The 22,666-nt window shown below is 47.7% G+C and carries 23 protein-coding genes; 14 read left to right on the forward strand and 9 right to left on the reverse strand.

The window, feature by feature from the left end; genetic code table 11:
- Positions 1 to 146 precede the first annotated feature (146 nt).
- The 6 genes from RQN30_RS11020 (at position 147) to RQN30_RS11045 (ending at position 6,855) form a co-directional block, all read left to right on the forward strand.
- Positions 147 to 713: a PALP domain-containing protein gene (locus RQN30_RS11020; RefSeq protein WP_353060519.1), complete on the forward strand. Its 567-nt coding sequence runs from the start codon at positions 147 to 149 to the stop codon at positions 711 to 713.
- The gene (locus RQN30_RS11025; protein WP_353060520.1) at positions 707 to 1,735 is read left to right on the forward strand and encodes a PALP domain-containing protein; all 1,029 of its coding nucleotides are present in this window, start codon (positions 707 to 709) and stop codon (positions 1,733 to 1,735) included. The genes RQN30_RS11020 and RQN30_RS11025 overlap by 7 nt, the downstream gene beginning before the upstream one ends.
- Positions 1,736 to 1,758: 23 nt before the next feature.
- Positions 1,759 to 2,682 carry a homoserine kinase gene (gene thrB, locus RQN30_RS11030; protein WP_353060521.1) on the forward strand — a complete coding sequence of 308 codons (924 nt, stop codon included), beginning with the start codon at positions 1,759 to 1,761 and terminating at the stop codon, positions 2,680 to 2,682.
- 870 nt (positions 2,683 to 3,552) lie between these two features.
- Positions 3,553 to 5,961, forward strand: a complete 2,409-nt coding sequence (locus tag RQN30_RS11035; RefSeq protein WP_353060522.1) for a hypothetical protein — start codon at positions 3,553 to 3,555, stop codon at positions 5,959 to 5,961.
- A gap of 260 nt (positions 5,962 to 6,221) precedes the next feature.
- The gene (locus RQN30_RS11040; protein WP_353060523.1) at positions 6,222 to 6,350 is read left to right on the forward strand and encodes a hypothetical protein; all 129 of its coding nucleotides are present in this window, start codon (positions 6,222 to 6,224) and stop codon (positions 6,348 to 6,350) included.
- Positions 6,351 to 6,444: 94 nt separating this feature from the next.
- Positions 6,445 to 6,855, forward strand: coding sequence for a hypothetical protein (locus RQN30_RS11045; protein WP_353060524.1), 411 nt, complete (start codon positions 6,445 to 6,447; stop codon positions 6,853 to 6,855).
- Between the two features lie 104 nt (positions 6,856 to 6,959).
- Here the strand turns inward: RQN30_RS11045 and RQN30_RS11050 are convergent, their stop codons facing one another.
- Complete coding sequence (locus RQN30_RS11050; protein ID WP_353060525.1) at positions 6,960 to 7,220, reverse strand: Txe/YoeB family addiction module toxin; 261 nt, start codon at positions 7,218 to 7,220, stop codon at positions 6,960 to 6,962.
- Between the two features lie 3 nt (positions 7,221 to 7,223).
- On the reverse strand, positions 7,224 to 7,478 hold the full coding sequence (locus tag RQN30_RS11055; protein ID WP_353060526.1) for a type II toxin-antitoxin system Phd/YefM family antitoxin: 255 nt from the start codon (positions 7,476 to 7,478) through the stop codon (positions 7,224 to 7,226).
- 510 nt (positions 7,479 to 7,988) lie between these two features.
- On the opposite strand from RQN30_RS11055, the gene RQN30_RS11060 reads away from it, so the two are divergent.
- The 6 genes from RQN30_RS11060 to RQN30_RS11085 all read left to right on the forward strand — a co-directional run bounded on the left by RQN30_RS11060 (position 7,989) and on the right by RQN30_RS11085 (position 13,194).
- Positions 7,989 to 8,465 (forward strand): DUF2975 domain-containing protein, encoded by a 477-nt coding sequence (locus tag RQN30_RS11060; protein WP_353060527.1) that lies wholly within the window; start codon positions 7,989 to 7,991, stop codon positions 8,463 to 8,465.
- Between the two features lie 5 nt (positions 8,466 to 8,470).
- Complete coding sequence (locus RQN30_RS11065; RefSeq protein WP_434533521.1) at positions 8,471 to 8,680, forward strand: helix-turn-helix domain-containing protein; 210 nt, start codon at positions 8,471 to 8,473, stop codon at positions 8,678 to 8,680.
- A 297-nt stretch (positions 8,681 to 8,977) separates the two neighbouring features.
- A complete protein-coding gene (locus RQN30_RS11070; protein WP_353060529.1) occupies positions 8,978 to 9,346 on the forward strand; it encodes a hypothetical protein in 369 nt (122 codons plus the stop codon).
- A 42-nt stretch (positions 9,347 to 9,388) separates the two neighbouring features.
- Positions 9,389 to 9,763, forward strand: coding sequence for a hypothetical protein (locus RQN30_RS11075; protein WP_353060530.1), 375 nt, complete (start codon positions 9,389 to 9,391; stop codon positions 9,761 to 9,763).
- Positions 9,764 to 10,103: 340 nt separating this feature from the next.
- Positions 10,104 to 11,078 carry a lactate/malate family dehydrogenase gene (locus RQN30_RS11080; RefSeq protein ID WP_309954713.1) on the forward strand — a complete coding sequence of 325 codons (975 nt, stop codon included), beginning with the start codon at positions 10,104 to 10,106 and terminating at the stop codon, positions 11,076 to 11,078.
- A gap of 373 nt (positions 11,079 to 11,451) precedes the next feature.
- The gene (locus tag RQN30_RS11085) at positions 11,452 to 13,194 is read left to right on the forward strand and encodes a hypothetical protein (protein ID WP_353060531.1); all 1,743 of its coding nucleotides are present in this window, start codon (positions 11,452 to 11,454) and stop codon (positions 13,192 to 13,194) included.
- Between the two features lie 120 nt (positions 13,195 to 13,314).
- Here RQN30_RS11085 and RQN30_RS11090 read toward each other — a convergent pair whose 3' ends face one another.
- The 3 genes from RQN30_RS11090 to RQN30_RS11100 form a co-directional block, all read right to left on the reverse strand.
- Positions 13,315 to 14,439, reverse strand: coding sequence for an ABC transporter permease (locus RQN30_RS11090; protein WP_353060532.1), 1,125 nt, complete (start codon positions 14,437 to 14,439; stop codon positions 13,315 to 13,317).
- Positions 14,440 to 14,587: 148 nt separating this feature from the next.
- Positions 14,588 to 15,514 carry an ABC transporter permease gene (locus RQN30_RS11095; protein ID WP_353060533.1) on the reverse strand — a complete coding sequence of 309 codons (927 nt, stop codon included), beginning with the start codon at positions 15,512 to 15,514 and terminating at the stop codon, positions 14,588 to 14,590.
- A gap of 10 nt (positions 15,515 to 15,524) precedes the next feature.
- Positions 15,525 to 16,292, reverse strand: a complete 768-nt coding sequence (locus tag RQN30_RS11100; protein ID WP_353060534.1) for an ABC transporter ATP-binding protein — start codon at positions 16,290 to 16,292, stop codon at positions 15,525 to 15,527.
- Positions 16,293 to 16,395: 103 nt separating this feature from the next.
- Between RQN30_RS11100 and RQN30_RS11105 the strand changes: the two genes are divergently transcribed.
- A complete protein-coding gene (locus RQN30_RS11105) occupies positions 16,396 to 16,971 on the forward strand; it encodes a TetR/AcrR family transcriptional regulator (protein ID WP_353060535.1) in 576 nt (191 codons plus the stop codon).
- Positions 16,972 to 17,426: 455 nt separating this feature from the next.
- Here the strand turns inward: RQN30_RS11105 and RQN30_RS11110 are convergent, their stop codons facing one another.
- The 3 genes from RQN30_RS11110 to RQN30_RS11120 are packed head-to-tail and all read right to left on the reverse strand — an operon-like array spanning position 17,427 to position 18,608.
- On the reverse strand, positions 17,427 to 17,843 hold the full coding sequence (locus RQN30_RS11110) for a hypothetical protein (protein WP_353060536.1): 417 nt from the start codon (positions 17,841 to 17,843) through the stop codon (positions 17,427 to 17,429).
- Positions 17,830 to 18,159 carry an amidase domain-containing protein gene (locus RQN30_RS11115; protein WP_353060537.1) on the reverse strand — a complete coding sequence of 110 codons (330 nt, stop codon included), beginning with the start codon at positions 18,157 to 18,159 and terminating at the stop codon, positions 17,830 to 17,832. Before RQN30_RS11115 ends, RQN30_RS11110 begins: the two co-directional genes overlap by 14 nt.
- Positions 18,087 to 18,608: a hypothetical protein gene (locus tag RQN30_RS11120; RefSeq protein ID WP_353060538.1), complete on the reverse strand. Its 522-nt coding sequence runs from the start codon at positions 18,606 to 18,608 to the stop codon at positions 18,087 to 18,089. Before RQN30_RS11120 ends, RQN30_RS11115 begins: the two co-directional genes overlap by 73 nt.
- Before the next feature lie 75 nt (positions 18,609 to 18,683).
- Here RQN30_RS11120 and RQN30_RS11125 point away from each other — a divergent pair, with 75 nt between their 5' ends.
- Positions 18,684 to 18,947 (forward strand): hypothetical protein, encoded by a 264-nt coding sequence (locus RQN30_RS11125; protein WP_353060539.1) that lies wholly within the window; start codon positions 18,684 to 18,686, stop codon positions 18,945 to 18,947.
- A gap of 2,135 nt (positions 18,948 to 21,082) precedes the next feature.
- Here RQN30_RS11125 and RQN30_RS11130 read toward each other — a convergent pair.
- Positions 21,083 to 22,435, reverse strand: coding sequence for an amidase (locus tag RQN30_RS11130; protein WP_353060540.1), 1,353 nt, complete (start codon positions 22,433 to 22,435; stop codon positions 21,083 to 21,085).
- Between the last annotated feature and the right edge of the window lie 231 nt (positions 22,436 to 22,666).

The raw sequence follows: 22,666 nt of genomic DNA on the forward strand, positions 1-22,666 counted from the left end.
AATAGTATGGATAGCAGTGCTGACAGTGAACGGTTCAAATACTTTCTAGGCTACGATATTTATATCGTAACCAAAATCTAAAAAGTGCTCGATGTCCTCCCGGAATGTAGACGCTTCTGGCGCTGTCTCGGATAACGGTTTAAGCTGTGGCTAAACTTTTCAAAATTCGGCAGGTGCAGGAAAGGGAAAAAATGTTCTATCACTCCACGCGAAACCGCGATTTGCAAGTAAAAGACACTGCTGCAATCATCGAAGGGCTTGCCAGTGACGGCGGGCTTTTCGTACCTGTGCAAATTCCGGAATTTGACTGGCGTGCTTGCCTGGAACTTTCGAGTATCGAGATTTCTGCAAAATTACTTGGCGCCTTTTTCCCGAATTTACCGAATATTGGTTCGCTTGTGCAAAAGGCTTATGCCGGCAAATTTGAAAATGAAAATTTAACCCCGACGGCAGCAGCTGGAGATTTTCAGGTGTTAGAGCTTTTCCGCGGCCCAACATCAGCATTCAAAGACGTAGCGCTTTCAGTATTGCCGCATTTGCTTGTGGCGGCAAAAGCGGCGGAAGGGGAGCAGAATGAAACTCGGGTGCTTACCGCTACTTCTGGCGATACGGGGAAAGCAGCGATGGAAGGATTTGCTGATGTGCCCGGTACAAGCATTTGTGTTTTTATCCCGACGGCGGTGTCTCGCAAATCCAGCGTGCGCAAATGGTAAGTCAAGAAGGCGGAAATGTGCGTGTGTATGGAATTGACGGAAACTTTGACGATGCGCAAAGCGGAGTGAAACAGATTTTCGCTTCGCGGGTTCGGGAGCAATCTGTTCAAGATAATTGTGAGAATAGCAGTACTGATTTGCCGTTCAAGCTTTCCTCTGCAAATTCGATTAACATTGGCCGCCTTGTACCGCAGATTATGTACTATTTCACGGCGTATCGGGATTTGCTGCGGGCAGGAAAAATTGTTCTTGGCGATATCGTCGATTTTTCCGTACCAACTGGCAACTTCGGTGATATTCTTGCCGGTTATCTCGCAAAACGTCTCGGCTTGCCGGTTGGGAAACTGATTTGTGCTTCGAATGCCAATAACGTGCTTACTGATTTCCTGCGCACTGGTATTTATGACCGTCGCCGTCGGCTGCATAAGACGATTTCACCATCGATGGATATTCTTGTTTCTTCAAATCTTGAACGTATGCTTTATTTCCTCTGCGAAGATTCAACGCAGGTGCGCAAGTGGATGGAAGAATTGCAAAACGACGGAAAATATGAGCTGCCGGCTGATTTGCTGGCACGGCTGCAAGAGCATTTTTGGGCAGGATACTGCACTGATGAAGCTGCGCAGGAAACGATTGCACGGGTCTGGAAAGAAACCGGCTACCTTTGCGACCCGCATACGGCTGCCGGGTGGAAAGCAGCAGTTGATTATACTCGCGAAACCGCTGGTGATCGCGAATATACTGGAACTGATAGTGTGCAAAAGAGCGCGGATAGCGCACAAGATGGCCGGAAGCGCGTAATGGTGGTGCTTTCTACAGCTTCGCCCTATAAATTCCCGCGTGCGGTGCTGACAGCGCTTGGGGCTGCCCCGATTGGGGATGATTTTGCGCTCCTTGCGCAGCTTGAAGCACTTACTGGTGTGCCGGTGCCGAAAAATCTTTCTGCACTTGCCGGGAAAACGGAATTGCATCCAGATGTGATTGCGAAAGAACAAATGCGTGAAGCAGCACTTATGCCTTGAATATTGGAACTTGGAGCGGACTTATGGGAAAAGTAGAAAAAGCCGGAAAAGAGCAAAAAACGGAAGTGTTGGGGACGGCGCGGAAAGTGCGGGTGCGGGTGCCCGCAACCACGGCAAATCTCGGTCCTGGTTTTGATAGTTTTGGCTGTGCTTTAAGTTTGTATAATACGGTCGAATTTGCTCCGGTTTCGAACGGGTTGGAATGGGCGGATTATCCGGCGGCTTTTGCAAATAAAGAGAATCTGATTTACCAAGGATTTTCTGCTGTTTTCGAATATCTGGGAATGCCGGTGCCCGGCGTGCGGATTGCTGCCGATGAACAGATTCCATTCTCGCGCGGGCTGGGATCATCTGCAGTAATGCTGACAGCAGGGGCGCTGGGGGCAAATGCGCTCGCGGGAAATCCGCTCAGCCGAGAGCAGCTTCTTGTGATTACAAACAAAATTGAGGGACATCCGGATAATCTTGCTCCGGCATTTTTCGGCGGGATGACAGTTTCTGCTGTCGATAATGCCGGTGTGCCGATTACCCGAATTTTTCCAGTGCATCCGGATTGGAAGTTTTTAGTTTTCATCCCAGATTTCCCGCTTCCTACGGCGCAGGCCCGCGCAGTGCTTCCGGCGCAGGTAAGCCGAGCTGACGCAATTTTTAATATCTCGCACGCGGCTCTTTTGCTGAAGGCTTTTGAAAGCGGGGATTTGGATTTGCTGCGCTTTGCGCTTGATGACCGGCTGCATCAGCCTTACCGCCGGCATTTGATTCCGGGAATTGCTGAGATTGATGATCAAGTGAATCAGTTCGGCGGAAAGCTGTGCATTAGCGGTGCCGGGCCGACTTTGCTGTGTATTACGAAAGGCAGTGCCGCAGGGCGAATTGATATCCCCGACGGCTGGAAAGCGATTTATCTTGATGTTGATGTAAATGGTGCGGGAATAGAGACTGTCTGATTGGGTAGAGACTGTCTGTTATGTGTCTTATATTCTGTAAATTTTATGCGGAAGAATTATCCGTAGATGCAGATTTATCAACTTTAGGCTCACTAGCTAGATGTGCGGGTTTATTGAGAAACGTATTGCGAAAAGTTCTTGTGAATGCGGGATAGAACTGATGCCCAAGTTGTGAATGAAGCGTAGCGGAAGATGGAACAATGCGGAAGGCGGAACAAATCGAAGATGGAAGGCGGAGGACGGAAGACGGGAGTAAAAATAATTGAAAATGTGACTTCTGAAATAGTCAGTGCGGTAATGTAAGTATTCGGTTATTCTATGTGTGGAAGCACTGGTTTTCGGATAAGGATAGATTTGCAGATTCAACCTACTTTCACTGTGGAGTCTCCCCATTCTGGGGGGGGCTGTAACTGCGTCATATAAATTTCTTTTTCAACACTCTTCTGTATGCGAGCACGCTTATAATGGGTCAGCTTTTTCTAAATGGCTGTGTGCTCGCTGTCGTTTTCATTCGCGGCATCTAGTAAAGATGTCGCGAATTTTTGCTTTGCAATACGCAAAAGCTGAATCGGTGCTCATCAGGCTGCGAAGCTAAGATTTGTTTTGCAGCGGAATGGAGATTGATTGCGGAAAAGGATGTGCGGGAATGGCAGCTTATATGTGAGCTGTTATGCGTCTTGACTTCTTTTCTCTTTGCACTGGTTTCACACACTGGCATGTGTGCGGTCGTGCAGCTCTCATCATGAAGGTTCTCGATAGCAAGGCAATTGCGGGTTACGGATTTGCTTCTTAAACGCTTTTTATTGTTCAGCTTCCGTCGTGAACTTCATTTTTATTAAAAACACACGAAAAATAAGGAGATGATTCGTTATGAAACGAATCCGGTTTGCCGGCGCCCTCGCGCTTAGCTTCCTACTTGCTTTGCCGATGGGAGGGACAGCGTTTGCTAAAGAACCTGAGGGAAAGATTACTAGTGATGAACACGGGAATTGGCTTTGGCCTGCTGGGAACGATATTTGGGTTTACCGGGGCATTGGATACTCGAATGTTAAGAATCCGATTGTGCTTACTTCCGCAGTAGATAAGCCAATCAGCGACGTCGCTGTGTCAGCTGTAGGTTCCGCATCCGAAAACAAAATTATAAATTTCAATAATCAACGTGGGAGTAAAGTTACAGCTTTTCAAGGTCTGAACTTTAATCCAGAAAAAGTTGATTCAACTGGTGGAAATAAAAACAATGCCAAGCTTACTATTACTGGAAAAGCTGAGCAGTATAGCAACTATAAAGATAAGGAAGCAGCTTTTTCAGCATACTTCGTATATAAATCAAATAGTGATGACTGGACTCCGAATTATCCGACTTATAACACAGGCGAGAAATTCCCTGCATCGTTCTTTAAGCTGCATATTGCTCCGCAAAACGCATTGTTTAAGCCAGTGCTGCGGGATGTTGAGCTTGAGCAAGGGAATGTGAATGAAGAAGCAATAAAGTCTGCAGTCACAGTCACGCTTGATGAGAATGCTCAGTATGATCCGCAGTCTGTTGAATTTAATGACATTGTAAAGGCTAGGGAAGCTATTAAGGTTGCAGTAAAGAATGCTTCCCAGCTTCCGGGCAATGCACAGGAACCTCAGGAAAACAGTGAACAGCATAATGTGTCTGTCACAATTACCTATGCTGACAAATCTGTCGAAGACGCAATTGTGAAACTCACCGTTGATCCGCGCGACTCAGATGATGACGGCTATACAGACTACGTTGAGGGGCTAGCGAAAACAAATCCCCAGAGTGCGGATAGCGTCCCTGCAGCTCCGAAGGTCCATGCACCTACTGCAGGCGAAACACTTATTGTGGGTGAAGGGATCCCAACCACCCAGGTTACGGTAATCCTTCCTGATGGGCAAAGGAAAGCCGTCAAAGTTAACGGCGGCGGATACTGGTCGTACAAACTCCCTGCCGGCACAGCGCTTGAGCTTGGTCAGCAAGTGACTGTAAGCGATGTTTCAGGCCGTCAAACTTCTGCAGTCGTTGGTAAACCAACGAGTGTGAATCCTCCGGTCGAAGGAGAAGATGCAGTAACTGGTACAGGGCAGCCTGGCACTCATTTACGAGTGACAGTTGGCGACAAGAATACTAAAGAAGCTAAGAAGACAGTCGATACTATTGTTGGTGATGATGGGAACTGGTCTGCTCTTATTGGGCGGGGTTTGGAGATTGGGGAAACTGTAATTGTTTCTCAGTCATACAAGGTAGACATTGCGAAAGATGTTAAGGCTAAGGAATCGCAGAATGTGACTGTGTCTGTTGTTTATAATCAGCTGCGTGCTGATGGTGGTTTTGAGCAGATTCCTGGTACTGGTCGGACGGCTGTATTGTCTCAGCCGTCACTATCTGCTGATGGTTCTAATCTGAAGGTTGATTTGTCTGGTTTTGAGAAGGTGACTGTTAAAGGTTTGCCGTGGAAGTTAACTGAAGTGAAGTTCCCTGCCGGCATCACAGCTGTTGGCGGTTCTTCACATGTGGGTGAGGTTGATCGTCATCTTGAAGGTGATGTGGTTGTTCATCTTTTGTATGAGAAAGCCTATGCTTCTGGTGATCCGTTGACTCAGCCGGAGAAGCCTGTGCTTGATCCGAGTGAGTTGCGTCAGAAGGTGAATGTTTTTGTTGAGTATGACGTGCTGCGTGCTGATGGTGGTTTTGAGCAGATTCCTGGTACTGGTCGGACGGCTGTATTGTCTCAGCCAGCGTTGGATTCCAATGGTTCTAATCTGAAGGTTGATTTGTCTGGTTTTGAGAAGGTGACTGTTAAAGGTTTGCCGTGGAAGTTAACTGAAGTGAAGTTCCCTGCCGGCATCACAGCTGTTGATGGTTCTTCACGTATGGGTGAGGTTGATCGTCATCTTGAAGGTGATGTGGTTATTCATCTTTTGTATGAGAAAGCCTATGCTTCTGGTAAGCCGTTGACCCAGCCGGAAAAGCCGAAGGGTGAGATTAGTGTTCCTGGTGATCCGTTGATCCAGCCGGAGAAGCCGAAGGGTGAGATTAGTGTTCCTGGTGATCCGTTGATCCAGCCGGAGAAGCCGAAGGGTGAGATTAGTGTTCCTGGTGATCCGTTGATTCAGCCGGAGAAGCCGGTGTTGGATCCGGATATGGTGAAAACAGCAAAGGCTCCGGAGCTGAGTAAGACGGGTGCTGCTGTTGAGGGTGTATTAGCTGGTTCCCTAGCCCTTATTATTCTAGGCGGTGCAGCCCTCACAGCCCGCCGCAGAATGAACTGAAGCTCTATGTGCCGATAGTTTCTATTGCTCGTAGCGAATAAGAGCTAGCGTCTTGGATGAAAATCCGCGACGCTAGCTCTTTTCTTTGCAAGCTGATCTTTTTGCGTTGTGAAGCTTAAGTCCAGATAATGAATGTTGTGCAGCGGGTAAAGCAAGCATCCTCTTGCCTTATAGAAGCCGCTACGTTAGTTGCGTTTGGTCCTGCAAAAATCGCTACGGTATCCGCCAAATTGTACAAGATACTGAAAGCCGGAAAGGCAATGAAACTCCGTGCTGCTTTGGCAAACTGGAACTATCGCGGGAAAACAAATAGTGCACGTTTTTCTGTGCTCGTAAAGCGCGTGAAGAATTTCGCTGGGAGCATTGTTTCTACCAAGGGCTTCGCTTGACTCTCAGGCAGAGGAAGCAGTTTTTCAGCAGATAAATGACGAAGCATCACGAGCTACAAAGATCCTCATTTCTCACCGCTTTTCAACAGTGCGCATGGCGGACGAGATTTTGATTATCGGTGAGGGTCGGCTTCTAGAGAGTGGAACACATGATGCCTTAGTGGTTGTCGCCCTCAATGAAGACGTTCTGGGTGGTATCCCAGTCGACCGAGTTCTCCTTGTCCGGCATCAAGGTCGCGGTGGTCGGTGTCTGTGCGGCGCGGATAGCTTGCGTCTTGCCGGGCCAGGTGAGACCGAAACGTTCACGGGCATCTTCGACGTCAATGTCGAGAATCGTCTTGAGAGTTTCGAGGTTGATTTTGCCGTCGGTAACGACTTCGGGGAAGAGGTCTGCGATCTTGGCTGCTGCGTCGGTGGTGAAGTTCGGGGTAGTGCGGGGACCGAATTGAAAGTTTCAGTCATTGCTTGCTCCATTCGATTCGCGGTTGATGTCTCTGGTTTCTAGAATAGTGATGAAATGCTCTGGGTTAGCTTCCTAGACGTTATCCTAGTTTTTATTTTCTCTGATTATTGGAAATATGCCAATGCTGGAAAATGCAAAAGCTGCAATCAACGGCTGTAATGGTAGCGGCATGCGGCAATGCGAATCTCTTCGTCTACGATCTTATATACTAGGCGGTGTTCATCGGTGATTCGCCTCGACCAGTAACCAGACATCCCATGTTTGAGAGCTTCGGGTTTGCCGATGCCCTCATTTCCGTTGCGGGCAATGTCTTTAATAAGTTGATTGATACGCTTTAGTGTTTTGCGGTCTTCGGTCTGCCACCAGAGATAGTCTTCCCATGCTCTCTCGTCCCAAACGAAAATCACGGATCAATCCTCGATGAGGTCATGCTGGGCGCTGCGGCCGCGCTCTAGATTTTCGATAGATTCAAGGAGACGGCGAGCGTTAGCTGGGGAACGCAGAAGGTAAGCGGTTTCTCTCAGGGACTCATAGTCGGCGAGTGAAACAATCACGACTGGTTCGTGACCAGCGCGTGTAATAATCATTTCCTCACGATTATTGACCACATCGTTAAGCATTTGGGCGTAGTTCGCGCGAGACTCGCTATAGCTCATGGTCTTCATAACACACCTCCTGTACAAAAAACTGTACGTTGCGAGTGGAGCGGTGTCAAGAAGTTTCCGGCGTTTAACCATTTCTTCAGTCGTTTTCTTTTCTACTTGGCGCAATATTTTCGGCGCTGGCGGAGAAAAGCTATTGAGCGTGTTCTGGTTTTTCGCTTGGTGGCAGGAAAAGTTGCGGCGAAAACCGGTTTTATACTGATGGATATCGGATCGAGCAAAAACGCTGCCCGAACTGCGGTGTTAACGCGGTGAGAATCGGAAAGACGAGTGCGGACATCAATGCTGCATCTGCCGCTCGCGCCTCAAGGAAACAACCTTTCTCTGGTAATCGATCTCATTGTGCGCACAGATTTTGAAAAATATGCTCGGGTTAAAATTGTATGTCAGAGACGTAAAAATAGGGCTGACTACTTTATATTTGCTGTTTGGATTTAACTTTTTGCCAAAATATTGGAAATGAGACTGTTAAAACCTATTGACAATCGATAGCTAGCTATCGATAATCGATGTATGGCTAATGTTGTTAAGCGGACGTTAATCGCCGCAATTATATTGTTCTTTCTTGTTCTTATGCTTGGTCAAGTTCTGATGCCAATTGTTGCTCAAGACGTGGCGCACGAATACCCCGAGGTGTCTAATCTCGTCACTCCATATTTAGTTCTTGGTATCGTCACCCTAGCTTGTTTCCAAATAGCCGCGATTATTCTATGTATCATCCTGGCACGTAGCGGGAAGTCAGTGTTTTTCACTAGTGCAACTCGTGTACTGCTGCTTTCCATGTGCATGTTATGCGTCGTGGGTTCTATAATTCCGGCAGGGGCGGCAACCCATCTTCTAGTGGCAATGAATGCGGGTGGTTTCCCAGTGATACTCAGTCTGACGGTGTCGATTGTGGCGGCTATCGGATTTGCCTGTATTGCCTATATCGCTGCGCGTACATTTGATAAAGCCCGTGCGGATCATGAGGAATTGGAGGCAGTGATTTGATTAAGGTGAAGCTCAACGTGCTGCTCGCCCAGCGCGGCATCAGTGTCACTGATTTCGCTGAAGCGGTAGGCATCACGCCAGCGAATATAGCTGTATTGAAAAACGGTAGAGCCAAAGCTATCCGTTTTACAACTCTCGAACGCATCTGCAAAGTGCTTGATTGCTCTGTGGGCGAGGTGCTCGAATACATCGAGGACGGCAAATCGCCCGAATAATAATGCTGAATTGAGAACTTTGCTAGAAAGATGTTGATCTTCGTGGCTAAGACAAATAGGCGCTTTATCCTGTAGCTAGAATTTCCAGGTTGTATTCTGTTGGCGCGTGGATTGTAGACGTTAGATTGATTACTGAGTGGTTGGTATCGCTCGATGACAATTCGCGTGCCTAAGTTGTGGCGGCTGAATCGCTGATTATCTTCGTTGGCCGCAGAGTGCCGTCGGCAGATGCTACAAAGATGAAGAAACTGGGTGAAAGATTGTGTAGCGTATCTGAGTTGTGGTTAAACTTTCTGTATGAGTAGCACAGATGATATTTGGAACCGTGCCGTCGATGGCGAAGGTGACGGGGTTGGTGACAAGATGCTCGGCGCAGTGCTTCTGCTGGATGGAATGATTCAAAATGGCGGGATGGCAAATGCGCTCGACGATCTGCTTGAAGATGGCGAGATACTCGCCGGTGTTGCGGGGTTTCGCTATTTTGGCTTGAATGTCGTTGCGGACTTGGTACTCGAAATTTACCAAGCAATTTCAGACGGTGCCAACGTTGAAGAACTCGAAGAAACCCGTGACGGCGAGTACTACGAAATTTGTGATGCAGATGCTATCACAGCGGTATTTCGGAAAAAACTGGCAGAAGATCCCACAGCATTCTCACCGCTCTGATAGATACCAACGAATGTTTTGACACGTGATGAGGGAGGTTTGATGCGCCCACTGACTAGCAGCGAAAGTGACGTTATTCGCCATATTTGTATGCGTGGTTGGGTAGATGCGGATGTTTCCCTTGATCGCGCAAAGCTTGCAGCTCAGATTGAGTATCTTACTGCAGAGCCTGGAGGATGCGGGGTTGAAAATTGTCCATGCCTTGACTTTTCTTACCGCGGACGAAACGAGTGGGAAAACGAGTTCTTTGCGGAAAGCGCCGCCGATGAAAGTCAGATTTGCTTGGTGGTGGACATTAAGGATTCTGATTGGCAAGCCAATCTATTCGTCATTTCGGGAATTATCAGCTGGCTTGAATTCTCCAGTTTCACAGAAGAGTACCCGTCGAAGCTGCCTGCAATCAGTCAGTTGTGCTGAGAACTGGCATTATGAGGGCGTCTGAGAAGAAAATCCTGCCGAGCGCCTCAGGCGCATAGCAATGCAAAATGCGTATCCGGATTTGTTTGCGAAGAGCTTGCACTAGTTGCGGAGGTTCGCGCGGCGGGTATTGCTTTTGCGCTACCGGTAACTCGAAAGCTACCAGCAACTCGAAACTAGGCAAAACCAGCTCGAACAATAACAGCAATAAATCAGCGCACAGCTAGATGATCTGCGCCGTCGCTGAGCCGCTGCCGATAGCGGCACCAGAAAGTTTTGGTAGAATACACATGGAGCAGATATATATCGACGTGGTTCCCGATAGTCTCAAGGAGTACGCATGCATAAGCCGCACAAATTAGTGGTTACTGGTGTAGGTCATGTTGGATCTTATGTTTTGGCAGATGCCATGAAAATGAACCTATTCGGAGAAATTGCCACGATTGATATCCTCAATGACGTTTCTTTAGGAGAAGCTCTTGATCAGCATCATGCAACAGGCGCGTTAACGATTAGCAATGTCGATGTATATCCCGGTACAGCTGCGGACTACGCCGACGCCGACGTCATCATCATTGCTGCAGGGCCCTCGATGCTGAAAGACCCAGAGAATCCTCACGCCAAACCAGATCGCGCAATTCTTGCAGTAGAAAATGCCAAGCATATTCGCCAGATAATGCGCGATATTTCGGCGCACACACAAGAAGCCGTCGTCATTCTCATTACCAACCCGCTCGACACTATGGTGTGGATTGCGCAAAATGAATTCAACTACCCCGAAAACCTGATCTGGGGCACTGGCACATCGCTAGATTCAGCACGTGTGCGCCGGATTGTGGCAGATAGAGCTGGCGTAGCGCCGAGCGCAGTATATGGATTCATGATGGGTGAACACGGAATGGCAGCATTCCCCGTGCTCAGTCATCTCACCGTGGGAGGAATCCCCGCCGACAACTTGTCAGATGTTTATCAGATGGAGCCGCTCGATCCGGAAAAGCTTGCGCAAGAAGTTGTTGACTCGGCTTACAATGTGCTCAACGGTAAAGGCTGGACGAACGCCGGGGTCGCCCAAACTGCACTTGCGATGGCTCGCGCTGTATTGCTTGATGAAAAAGCGGTGTTCCCAGCATCAACCACATTACGCGGAGAGTTTGGCCATGATGGAGATGTGGCGCTTTCACAACCATGTGTGATCGGAGCAGCTGGTTTGGAAACAAAACTTGTGTATGAACTTAACACGTGGGAAAAAGAAGCTTTAGAACGATCAGTTTCAGCAATTCAGGCTGCGATGCGGGACGCAGGATGTGAATTCTAAGAATTCTAATCGGGTATATGTACTTAACAGAAGCTAAAGCGTAACCGTTATTTTCCAGCTTCGCAGGAGCGCCCGTCGAAGCTGCTTCCAATCTGTCAGCTGCACTGAAAACTGGCATATGAGCGTTCTCAGAAAAAGCCCCCACCCGAGCAGAAGTAGACCTTTGCAAAATTTGATCAGCTCATGCCATTAATCTACAAACTCGCAAAACTTGCGCATAATCCAAGCTAAAACGTATCTTCGCCAAGATAATCGGAGACTTCAATCTCACATGGATCTAGCCCAGAATTGCAAATAACCCAATAAATCCTTAACATATCTTAAGGTTAGGTAAGGCTTACCTAATAATGTTTCTTCGTTTAGGAGTTAAGATATGAAAAAGGTAGCTGCTCTGCTGGGAGCATTTGTGATAGCTGCAGGAGGAGGGGTCTGGGTGCAAAGCCCAGCTCAAGCAGCTGTTGGACATCCAATTACTTTGACCAAGAGTGGTTCTGGGGCACAGACTGTTTTGCAGTGGTCTATGCCTGATTGTAAATCTCCATACACGCCTGAATTTACCTTGAAGCGTGATGGGCAGCCGGTGTTGAAAAAGACTAAAGACACCTCTTACGCAACTAATGGGCAAGGTGGTACCTACCAAGTGGAAGGTAAATGTAATAGAGGCGAATGGTTAGCGCCAGATCCTGGTAAGCCGTCTGATCCGCTAGTGATTACTACTGAGGATCCCCAAGAAAACGAAATGACGATTAAGACTTTCGCTTTCTCTGAAATTCCGACGAAACGTTTCTTGAGCTGGGATGTTACCGGATGCTCGGTACGAAACAAAAAGACCGTAAAAGTGGAATTGTATCTCGGCGACAAGCAAGTATCGCTGAAAAATACCCAGAATGGCCGTAAGGCTGCGATTAATTCTTCTACTTGGCCGACCGGGAATTACACTTTGAAAGCAAAGTTCGTGAGCCTAGATGGCAAAAAGAAATTCAACGAAGTGTCGGCTACTACTAAACTGACGCGCGCAAATTTGGAATTGGATTTCTTCGGCGATAAATTAGATACGCATTTGCCAAAGCCAGGTGATCGGGTCAAATTAGATAGCCGACCAAGCCACAACGGGATTAGCCTGGTAGATAAGTCAGTTCCGGATGCATTTGAACCGGGAGAAAAGGTTGAAATAAAGGTGCTCGCTGACGGTCAGCCTGTCGGTACTCCGCTTACGGTAGCGGCCAATAATGGGGGACGGCTATTAGCGGATCTTTGGCTGCCAATTACAGCTAAAGACACCTATTCCGTGATTGCGGTCGGCAAGAATCACGGCTACCAGCTGGACGCAGTATATGAAGTACAAGCGCCTCGTTCAACACAGATTAATGTGACTAGTGACGAAGAGACGCTGCGGATCGTTTCAACCAATACTGACCCGCTATCTGCCGACAAACTGTTCAAGCCAAATTCTGAAGTGGCTCTGCGAGTATTAGACCCGGCAGGTAAAGAAATTGCTGCCCCAAAGGTGATGGCCGGAGCTGACGGTAATCTAAACGCCCCACTGGAATTACCGAAAAGTCTAGCAGATGGACGTTACACGGTATTGGCGCCAGGCGGGATTGGTTCCCTTGGTGCCAGGGCGGCTTATTTCTATGTGCTAAATGGTGTGGCATATAAAGGCTGGGGTGTACCAGACGTCACTTCGAGACTTCAACTAACTCCAGCAGTTAGCAAGACTTCCGGTGAACCGTTGATTCAGCCGGAGAAGAAGCCGGTTGAGAGTATTAAAGGTTCGCCGTTGATTCAGCCGGAGAAGAAGCAGGTTGAGAGTATTAAAGGTTCGCCGTTGATTCAGCCGGAGAAGAAGCCGGTTGAGAGTATTAAAGGTTCGCCGTTGATCCAGCCAGAGAAGAAGCAGATTAAGAGTATTACTGGTCCGGTGTTGCTGCAGCCGGCTAAGGCTGAGATCCAAAAGATCGAAAAGATTCAAAAGATTAAAGGCTCTCCTCTGGCACATCCTGCTAAGGAAGTAGCGGAACTAGCTAAGACCGGCTCGTCTCTGTTGACTTTGATTGCGGCTTTGGTGCTGCTAAGCGCCGGAGGCGCCGCGTTGCTTGCCTATCGCAGACGGTAGTTACTGAGAAAACCTCAAGGGTGATTTAGCGAATTGCTAGATCACCCTTTTGGTTTAATATTCTCCGTTTCTTTCTGTATCTGGTGTTGCGTCGTACGGATCCAGCATGATTTCCAGGATTTAGCTTGCGGCGCTGAGCTTTCGTCGATAGACACCATAGGCAGTGATCGTAAGGATGAGTGCGTAGGCAGTCATGACGAGCCAGCCTTTTTCAATGTTTAGCAGACCGCCTGCACTTTGGTCTACGTTGAATATAATGGCGCGGATTTGCGCTAGACCATAGCTTGAGGGGAGTGCAAGTGCAATGTTTAGGAGTGCTCCACTAGCGTAGGTGACGGAGGTAGTAGCTCCGGAGAGGAACCAGATTACGACGGCACTAATCATGGCGAGCATTGCAGCGCCGCTAAATTTATTGACAAGCATTGAGATCAGTACTGCGTAGGAGATGAAAGCCAGGCCGAGTATGAAAAGTATCGGCAGTAGGCGCAGGGCGTGATCTGCTAGATTTACACTGGTTAATAGCCACAGGAGCGCAGCGTTAACTGCGGCTGTAGTGAGGCCCGCGGCCAGCGCTACTGTAAGTCGGGCAAGGAACGTGGCTAGTAATGGTTTCGGTGAGAGCCGGTATTGGGTGAGGGTGGCGTATTGGCGTTCCTTGTTGAATAGGTAGAGAAAGTTGAACATTGCTCCCATTAGAAAGGCGAGTAGGAAAATTCCGACTGCGATAATGGTAAACCAGTCTAACTGAGTTGGTGCTTTCATCTCTGTGTTGATGTGCAGATTCATGCCGGGCAAGTGTCGAGTGTAGAAGTCGTAGATGCCCTCGTCGAGATAGAGCCGCAGGTTTTTCGCCATGTCGGTATTTGAGTTGTTGAATTCGTATCCGATACGGGCAGGTATGTGAGAGCTGAGTTCGTCGCTGAAATCGCTTGGAATAGTGAGAATCCCGTTAATGGCTCCAGATTCATATAGCTGGGTAGCCTCAGGTAGTGTGGTCGGAACTGCTTCAAAGTAAGGTTTGCCCGTTAAAGGTGAGGTTTGGGTGAACACGGACGAGGTGAGTTCATTGCCCATCGGGCCGGTGTCGTTGTTAACGACTGCGATTTTTAACGCAGCGAAGTTACCGAACGTGAGTGCAAAAATTATCAAGATCACTGTTGGGGCGATAATTCCTGCCGCGAGTGATTTCGGATCTGAACGGGTCAAAGCGGCCAGTTTTCGTGTCTCTTGGAGAAAAAGTTTCATGATACCACCTGCTCGCTGTGCATCCATTTCGAAAACACGATGACCGTGATGGATGCGACGATAATTGTGCCTGAAGCCAGGAGTGGGAGTGTGATTGGTTGTAGTGTGCCGCCGAAGTATGCGTACCGGGCAGCGTTGAGTCCGTATGCTACAGGGTTAAGCATGCCGATTGTTTGTGTAAGGGAACCGAAATAGGATAAATCTCGAAACCGCCGCCAGCGACCCATAGGCTCAGTGAAATCACGAGTGAGACAAGGAATGCCGTCATGGTGGAGCGAACGATAATCCCGAGAACCAATCCTAAACAAGCAAAGGTCGCTGCTAACAGGGTTGCTGCACCGACTAAATGCCATGGGTGATTTATCGGTAGTGAGAACATAAACGCTATTACGGTAACAAGTACTGCCATAGCGGCGGCTGATTTGATTAATGCCGCGATTATTTTGCCTCCTGCAATCATGGATGCGGGTTTGGGTGAGAGGGCAAGCAGTTTCGTGGTGCTGTTCTCCCATTCGTTGGTCATCGAAAGTTGCCCAAAGAGGAAGCCTGCGAGTATGGCGCCGAAGATTATCGTGTTGACTGCGAAACTTGTATCCCAGCCGATATCTGCTTGATATCTAGTTTGTTCTGCAATCTCAACCGTACCGGCGTCTAGGTGTTGATTGATGTAGCTGACGGCGGCTCCGGTTAGCCGGTTCGCGTAATTCTTGGTCATATTGGCGTTGACATCGGTTACTACATGCGTCACTGACCCTGAAATTCCTGCGGCGTTCACTTGCGGCTCGTCGGTGACGGTATAACCATCGATGTTTCTTACTTGTGTCATGCCGGGTTTCGAGGAGGATTCCAGTTGCAAATAAGGTGTGCCGTCGGGTGCCTGGAAAGCGGCGGCAGACTGTAGAAATTGTGATTGGCTTTGGTTTGGCTGCGTCTCAGCGGGAAGTGTGATGCCGCCAGAGACCATGGCCGTGAATGCGAGCAGAAACAACAAGGGAGAGATAATCGTAGCTACGTTGAACGCTGGATTTTCTTTGATGCTGTGTATTTCTTTAACGATGATGGCGGGAATATGCATGGTCTTGCTCCTAGTCGCGGAGGTTTCTGCCGGTGAGGTTTAAGAACACGTCATCCAAGGTTGGTGTGGTGACGACGCGGGTCACACTTTGGCCGACTGTTGCTTTGAGTTTTTGAGGTGTGCCGAAGGCAATCAATTTGCCCTGGTCGAGTAGTAAGATTTCATCTGCCAGGCGCTCGGCTTCGGTCATTACGTTCGTGGAGACCACTACGGTGCGGCCTTCTGTCTTAAAGCGTTCGATGTAATCCCAGATCCGATGGGCTCCCTGCACATCAACACCCAATGTTGGTTCATCGAGCAGTAGAAGTTTCGGATCACTCAGCAATGCTCGTCCAATCGCTAGGCGGCGTTTCATTCCGCCCGAATATGTACGAACCGGCTCTTTTGCGCGATCGGTGAGTTCGACAAGTTCAAGGATCTTAGAGATTCGTTGAGCTGCATGTTGAGTTTTGGTGACGTAGAGGGCGGCGTGGAACTGCAAATTCTCAATAGCGGATAACTCTGGGTAGAGCGCGGTATCTTGTGGAACCAAGCCAACCATGCGGCGCACCTGCTTGGCGTCTTTGATTGGATCCAGCCCGAATACGCGCACTATTCCACTCGTCGGACGATACAGGCCGGTGATTAGATTCATCAGGGTGCTCTTCCCGGCACCGTTCGGTCCGAGCAGTGCGTACACCCGCCCAGGATTAAGCTGAATATTGAGACCGTCGATACGGGGTTTCTTCCCGAGAACTTTCGTTATGCTTTCGCAAAATACAACATTTTCGTCACTCATCTGTACTCCAATCAAAAAACCCGATACTTGTTGTATAATTTTATTGTTTCAGGAATTTTGAACAGATAAAACCAGCAATCAAGCAGTAAATGTTGGGTAGGGGATGATGGCCAGGCCAAGAAAAGATGAAAGTATTCCCTCCGGGGATGCGCGCATGGTGACGGCTTTCTGGAAACAGCTCGCGAAAGGCTCTTACAAATCCATTACTGTGGCCTCCATCGTGCGGGAAGCGGGGCTCAACCGGGCGACTTTCTACTATTACTTCGATTCAATCGATGACCTCGCCAGGCGCGCAGTCGCGGCGTCAATCCCGGTAAACCTCATCGACCTTGTCGAAGGATTTCTGACCGGAGCGCATACCAGTCTGCAACTCGATTCTGCAACTAGGAAATCTATCGCAAGGCTATCGCTGGTGGCTGGCGATGCCAGCGCCAACGTCCTGATAATGCAATTTAAACAAGTATTGCAAGAAATATGGATCCAGCGCTTCCATGTGGATATCAGCAGGAGTGATGTGCAAGCTATCATCACCTTCATGGCATCTGGAGTTAGCGGTATCCTCGGTGCCTGGATACGCAAACCCATAGACGAAAAATTCGATGCCTATCTGCAAAGTATCAGCCAGGTATTTTCTAAATCCGTTCTGGAATTCGTTGCGGCTTACAAATCGGCAGAATGAGCCGAAGTCTAACCGTCTCCGAAACCGGATAAAAACACGCTGTCCGGATGATTTGAGTTAGAAAACATAATGCAATTAGGCGAAATAGCGTGGAGGCCTGCTGTGGGTGAAGCCTTTGGATGGCGTTATATGTGCATTGACGCGTATAGTGAAAATCATGTTATCCATTCTTGACGGCAATACCATTCTATCCGTATTTATTGTCATTGCCTTGGGCGCGCTCAAGCACACAGGCAGAGCTGCTTGGTAGGTACCGGCAAGTATGAACACAAAGTTGGTTGCAGAGTTTTTTCGTCTAGATTCTAGTTTCCGGCGGGTCGGAAGAGCTGCGGTGAGCTTCTGTTGTTTGGAAGATGTGTACTGCGGCTCGGTTTGAGTAGGGTAGATATCGGCGCAATTTACTTAAGCTAAAGTGAATTGCGCCGATATCTTATTTTATTTACGAAGTTGCTGAGTTAGGGTTTGTGGGTTGTGCAGCTTTTTGGGTAGAAAGCTAAAGCTGTTACGCCAATAGCTGCGATACATGCGCTAGTTCCATCTATTATGGGACCCGGATATAGGTTATATGTAATTCCTACAATGCCAAGATCGGTTGTAATATGGTTTCCATGATCTAAGACTAGTCCTGCGGCAATAAAAATTACAGCGTCAAGGAATGTGATTAGGAATTTATTCCGGTGTTTTGAAAAAAGCAACGTAGCTATCGTTTGCATGAATGTGGCAAAAATGCCGCAGAAGATAAGAGCTATCCTTGCCGCAGCATATTCTAAATACGCCTCATCGATCCAGAGACGATAGCACAATATGCCAATCCCCACTGAGACTAAAAGCAGCGGAAGTGCTTGCCTGCCAATTCTTTCAGCGACGGACACGGTAGTAAGTTCCTTTCCCGCTAGAGTTTGGCCAATTACGGTTCCAGTCAAGATAATTGTCGGTGTGCTGAGCTATTCGCAGCTTGTTACCGCTCTTAGTATGGACGAATCCGATGTGGTCCACGCTCCCATCGTTACTGTAGTCTACAGCGATAAAATCACCGTTACGGACATTCGCAACTAAACTGCTCCAATACTTGGTTTTATAACCAGAGCCCATATAGTTTTTGAAAGTATTAGCATTCACCCAAGAGACGGAATGGCTATCTTCAGCCTTCCACCACCATCCTTTGAGTTCATCATTGTAGGTATCCATACCCACTCCGCCAGCGTACAAGATTTGGGAAGCAAAATTTGTACAGTCAACAGATCCACGCCACCAACTTCTTTTTCTCCGTATTTTGGATTAATCCTCGTAGCCCATCTCTCGGCGTAGGCACGAGCTTTAGCCAAGTTTATACCAGAGTTACGAGTACTATAGACGTATTCATTGCCGTTTTCCGGCTTTGTTGGCAGCAGCATACGCGCAAATGCTACAGCTTCAGCCCGCGTTATCTCGTTGTTGGTAACTTGAGTGTTTAACCGATCAAGTTGATTGACAATCTGCGCATTTTCGGCAGGATTTTCATATAAGTCAAGGAATTCAACCAATGGTCTTAAATTGGTAGCTCCATTCATAAGCTGCGCAATAGCAACCTGTTTATACGCGGCAGCAGAGTTAGAATCAAGAGACGGCAGAGATTCCTGGAACTGGGCCTGCTGCAATTCTTTTGAGTAATGCGAAGTGTAGAAAGCTCGGGCATTATCGGGGAGGTATAGGTGTCTAAAAGTAGGTAGTCATTGTCTTGGAAAGCAACTTTATTAATTGTCGTATCAAAAGTGGGAGCGGATGGATCTGCAGATAGCGGTACTGCGGTAGCTGTTCCTACGGCTGTAAATGATAGCGCAAGCGTGCAAATACTTGCTGCTGCCATGCGGGTAATTTTACGCAGCTTCATTGCTTTGTTTTCCTTTCACACTGTATTTCTATCTTCTTTGATAGTAAATTTCACTTCCGTGAAAGAAGCGGTGCTTTGGTTAAGCACAAAGCTATTCTATTATTAGGTAACCCTAATCTGCAATGGGTTTTGCGAAATTTCAAATGAAAATATACCCGCTCGTCATATATCGATTCCGCGTTCTTGCTGCTCCTAATTGCTTCATAGTCAGTCCGGTGATTTCTTCTATATTTTCTATATTTTCAGAGGTTTTGTTTGCTGAGTTTGATGTTGTCTGCAGTACCTTTCCTGAATGGCATTACCGTAGACTTTAGTCTTTCGAGCTTAAAATCAAGATACTGCTATAGGATTAGCTGTGTCTTATTTAGGTAAAGTGTTAACTAAATAAATCTTCATTGCTTAGTTGGTTGCAGAGTTTTTTCGTCTAGATTCTAGCTTTCAGCGGGTCGGAAGAGCTGCGGTGAGCTTCTGTTGTTTGGAAGATGTGTACTGCGGCTCGGTTTGAGTAGGGTAGATATCGGCGCAATTTACTTAAGCTAAAGTGAATTGCGCCGATATCTTATTTTATTTACGAAGTTGCTGAGCTAGGGTTTGTAGGTTGTGCAGCCTTTGGATAGAAAGCTAAAGCTATTACGGCAGCTGCTGCTACAAGTGCGCTAACTAAGTCGATCACAGGCCCTGGATAGTAGAGTACTTTTGTATTGAAATTTCGAGAAGATCTCTTGCTATATATTCTCCGAACTTCACGATCATAACTGCGGAAATAAGAATCACAATATCAATTAGTGCGATTAGGAACTTATACCGGTGTTTTGAAAAAGCAACGTAGCTATCATTTGCATACCCGCAGCAAAAACGCCGCAGAAGATGAGTGCTATCCTTTGCCCGTAAGATGATGGGCTGACCAACAGAGTGTAGCCAACTGCGCCAAAGCCTTCTACGATTAAAAAATCGGAAGTATCTGCCTGCCAATTCTTTCAACGATGGACACGGTAGTAAGTTCCTTTCCTATTCGATTCTGGCCATCTTTTGATTTTCATTTTTACCTCGCTGATAACGCTCCGGCAACGATATTGGAAATGGTTGATTATGTTGTGGAATCTGAAAGTACTCCGGTACTAAGACTGCCGGTATCTTAATTGGTTTTAGCGGCTGCTGATTCAGAAGCCGCAGGTAATGCAGTTTTATCTGGCCAGAATGCCAAAAATATTACGCCGACAGCTGCGATACATGCGCTAGTGTTATTTATAAGATTTCCCGGATATAGTGCATATTTCATAGCCGGAATATGAAGCAAATCGCACACGATATAATTTCCAAAAAACAGGACTACTACTGCGGCAATAAGAATCGTAGTATCAAGAAATATAATCAGGAACTTATGCCGGTGTTTTGAAAAAGCAAAGTAGCTATCATTTGCATACCTGCAGCAAAAACACCGCAGAAGAGAAGAGCTAGAATTCCTCCATATGGGTATGACTGTAAAAACTGTAGAACAGTATACTGAAACCCAGTAAGACTAAAAGTAGCGGAAGTTCCTGTCTGCCAGCTCTTTCAGCGACGGACATGGTAGCAGCTGCTGATTCAGAAGCCGCAGGTAATGCAGCTTTATCTGGCCAGAATGCCAAAAATATTACGCCAACAGCTGCGATACATGCGCCAGTTCCATCTATTATAGGGCCCGGATAGAATCTATATCCAATTTTTACAATGTCAAGCTCGTTTGCAACATCGTCTCCAAAACTTAAGACTAGTACCGCGGCAGTAAAAATTACAGCATCAAGGAATGCGATTAGGAACTTATGCCGGTGTTTTGAAAAAGCAAAGTAGCTATCATTTGAATGCCCGTAGCAAAAACACCGCAGAATGTATGGGCTTTCATTGCTGCAAAATGGTCTGAAGTATTAATCCAAAAACTGTAACACACTATGACAAAACCTACGAAGACTAAAAGCAGCGGAAGTTCCTTTCTGCCAATTCTTTCAGCGACGGACACGGTAGTAAGTTCCTTTCCTGAAAGTAGCTGCTCCTACGGCTGTAAATGATAGCGCAAGCGTGCAAATACTTGCTGCTGCCATGCGGGTAATTTTACGCAGCTTCATTGCTTTATTTTCCTTTCACACTGTATTTCTATCTTCTTTGATAGTAGATTTTACTTCCGTGAAAGAAGCGGTGCTTCGGCTCAGCACAAAGCTATTCTATTATTAGGTACCCCTAACCTGCAATGGGTTTTACAACAATTTAAAATCCGAGACTTGCTGTGAATGAGAGGAGATCAGCCTCGTCACCGTGGAAAGTTGAGACTTGGATTCCAATGGGTGTTCCGTCAGGCGCACTGCCGGCTGGAATCGATATCGCGGGCATTCCTGTGACATTTGCTAACGCTGTGAATGCAATCATTGGCATGGATCGAAGTAGTGCAGATAATGAGCCAACTCCGTCCAACTGCCCAAGCAAGGGCAGCACACACGCCAGCGTGGGGCTGATAATCAGATCAAAATTTTTGTAACGTTCAGCCAGACGGTCAGCCAGTTTATTGTTCTGTGCAGCACGAAGAATCTTTGCGGGAATTCGTCTGCCCACCTTTGCAGTCTGCTCCGAGCGTCTTTCAACACGGTCAGGGAATTCTACACTATCGACTTCTTCTGCCAGAGCAGCAAAGAATTGCACCTCGAAAAATGGTGATGCTGAAGGGAATCTTCCGATATGAGTCACTTGGTGTCCAAGGGTTTTCAGCCGATTCACAAAGTTTCGCGTAGCTGCAATTACCTCTGGCTGGACTTTGGCACTCCCGAGAGCACTCTGATCTGTCCAGCCGATACGCAACGGCTTCTTCGGTTCGTTTACGGCAGCTTGTAATGACCGGCTTAACTGCGGGGCGTGCCAGCGATCTTTGCTGGTAGTCCCAGAGATTACAGCGTAAATCAGTGCGGAATCCTCGACAGTGCGAGTCAGCGGGCCGATTGTACCGAGCTTTCCCCACAAGGCTGCGTTTGGTGCGGTAGAAACACGGCCGCGCATCGGTTTTAGACCCACCAGCCCGCATGCAGCAGCAGGAATCTGAATTGATCCGCCGCCATCTCCTCCGATGCCTGCCGGGACGATTCCTGATGCAACCGCCGATGCTGTACCTCCAGAACTTCCACCGGGTGTACGTTTGGGAGCCCGCGGATTTTTCACCATACCATAGCGTGCGCTTTCAGAAAACGGGAATTGACCAAATTCTGGCATATTGGTGACGCCGATGATCACTGCGCCAGCATCCCGCAGTCTCCGCACCACTTCACTGTCATGAGCTGCGGGTGTCCTTTGAGATCGTCCGCCAAAAGTGGTGGGGATACCCTTAATATCGTTCTCTGCTTTGATCACCATCGGAACGCCGGCAAGCGGAAGCGATTCTCGGCGTGCAAGCGGCAAAGCGTCAATATCGGCTGCTGCCTGAAGTGCGGAATCTTTGCACAACTGTTGGAAAGCATTATATTCATCTGCTGCGGCACGATTGAGCGCTTCAGTGCACAGCTCGGTAGCGCTGAGCGTTCCTTTGCGGACTCGAAAAGCTATTTCGGTAACGGTAAGCCGCTCGTAGTTCTCCATAGCCAGAGTATATCGATACTCTTGAGCGGCGTGCAGACACTTTTCAGATATCAAGAATTATTTTTCAGATAGTAAATAACTGCTGGAAAACGATTTATCTTGGCGTTGATATAAATCGTACTATATGCTGTTAGTGCCAATAGCCCAATGTTTTAGATAGGGATGAATGTAAAAATATCAATTTCGTAAAATCAGATCAGTTAGGGCCTACCTTGCCAGATTTTACTGAAG

This window comes from Arcanobacterium hippocoleae (genome assembly GCF_040360365.1).
Taxonomy (GTDB): Bacteria; Actinomycetota; Actinomycetes; order Actinomycetales; family Actinomycetaceae; genus Arcanobacterium_A; species Arcanobacterium_A hippocoleae_A.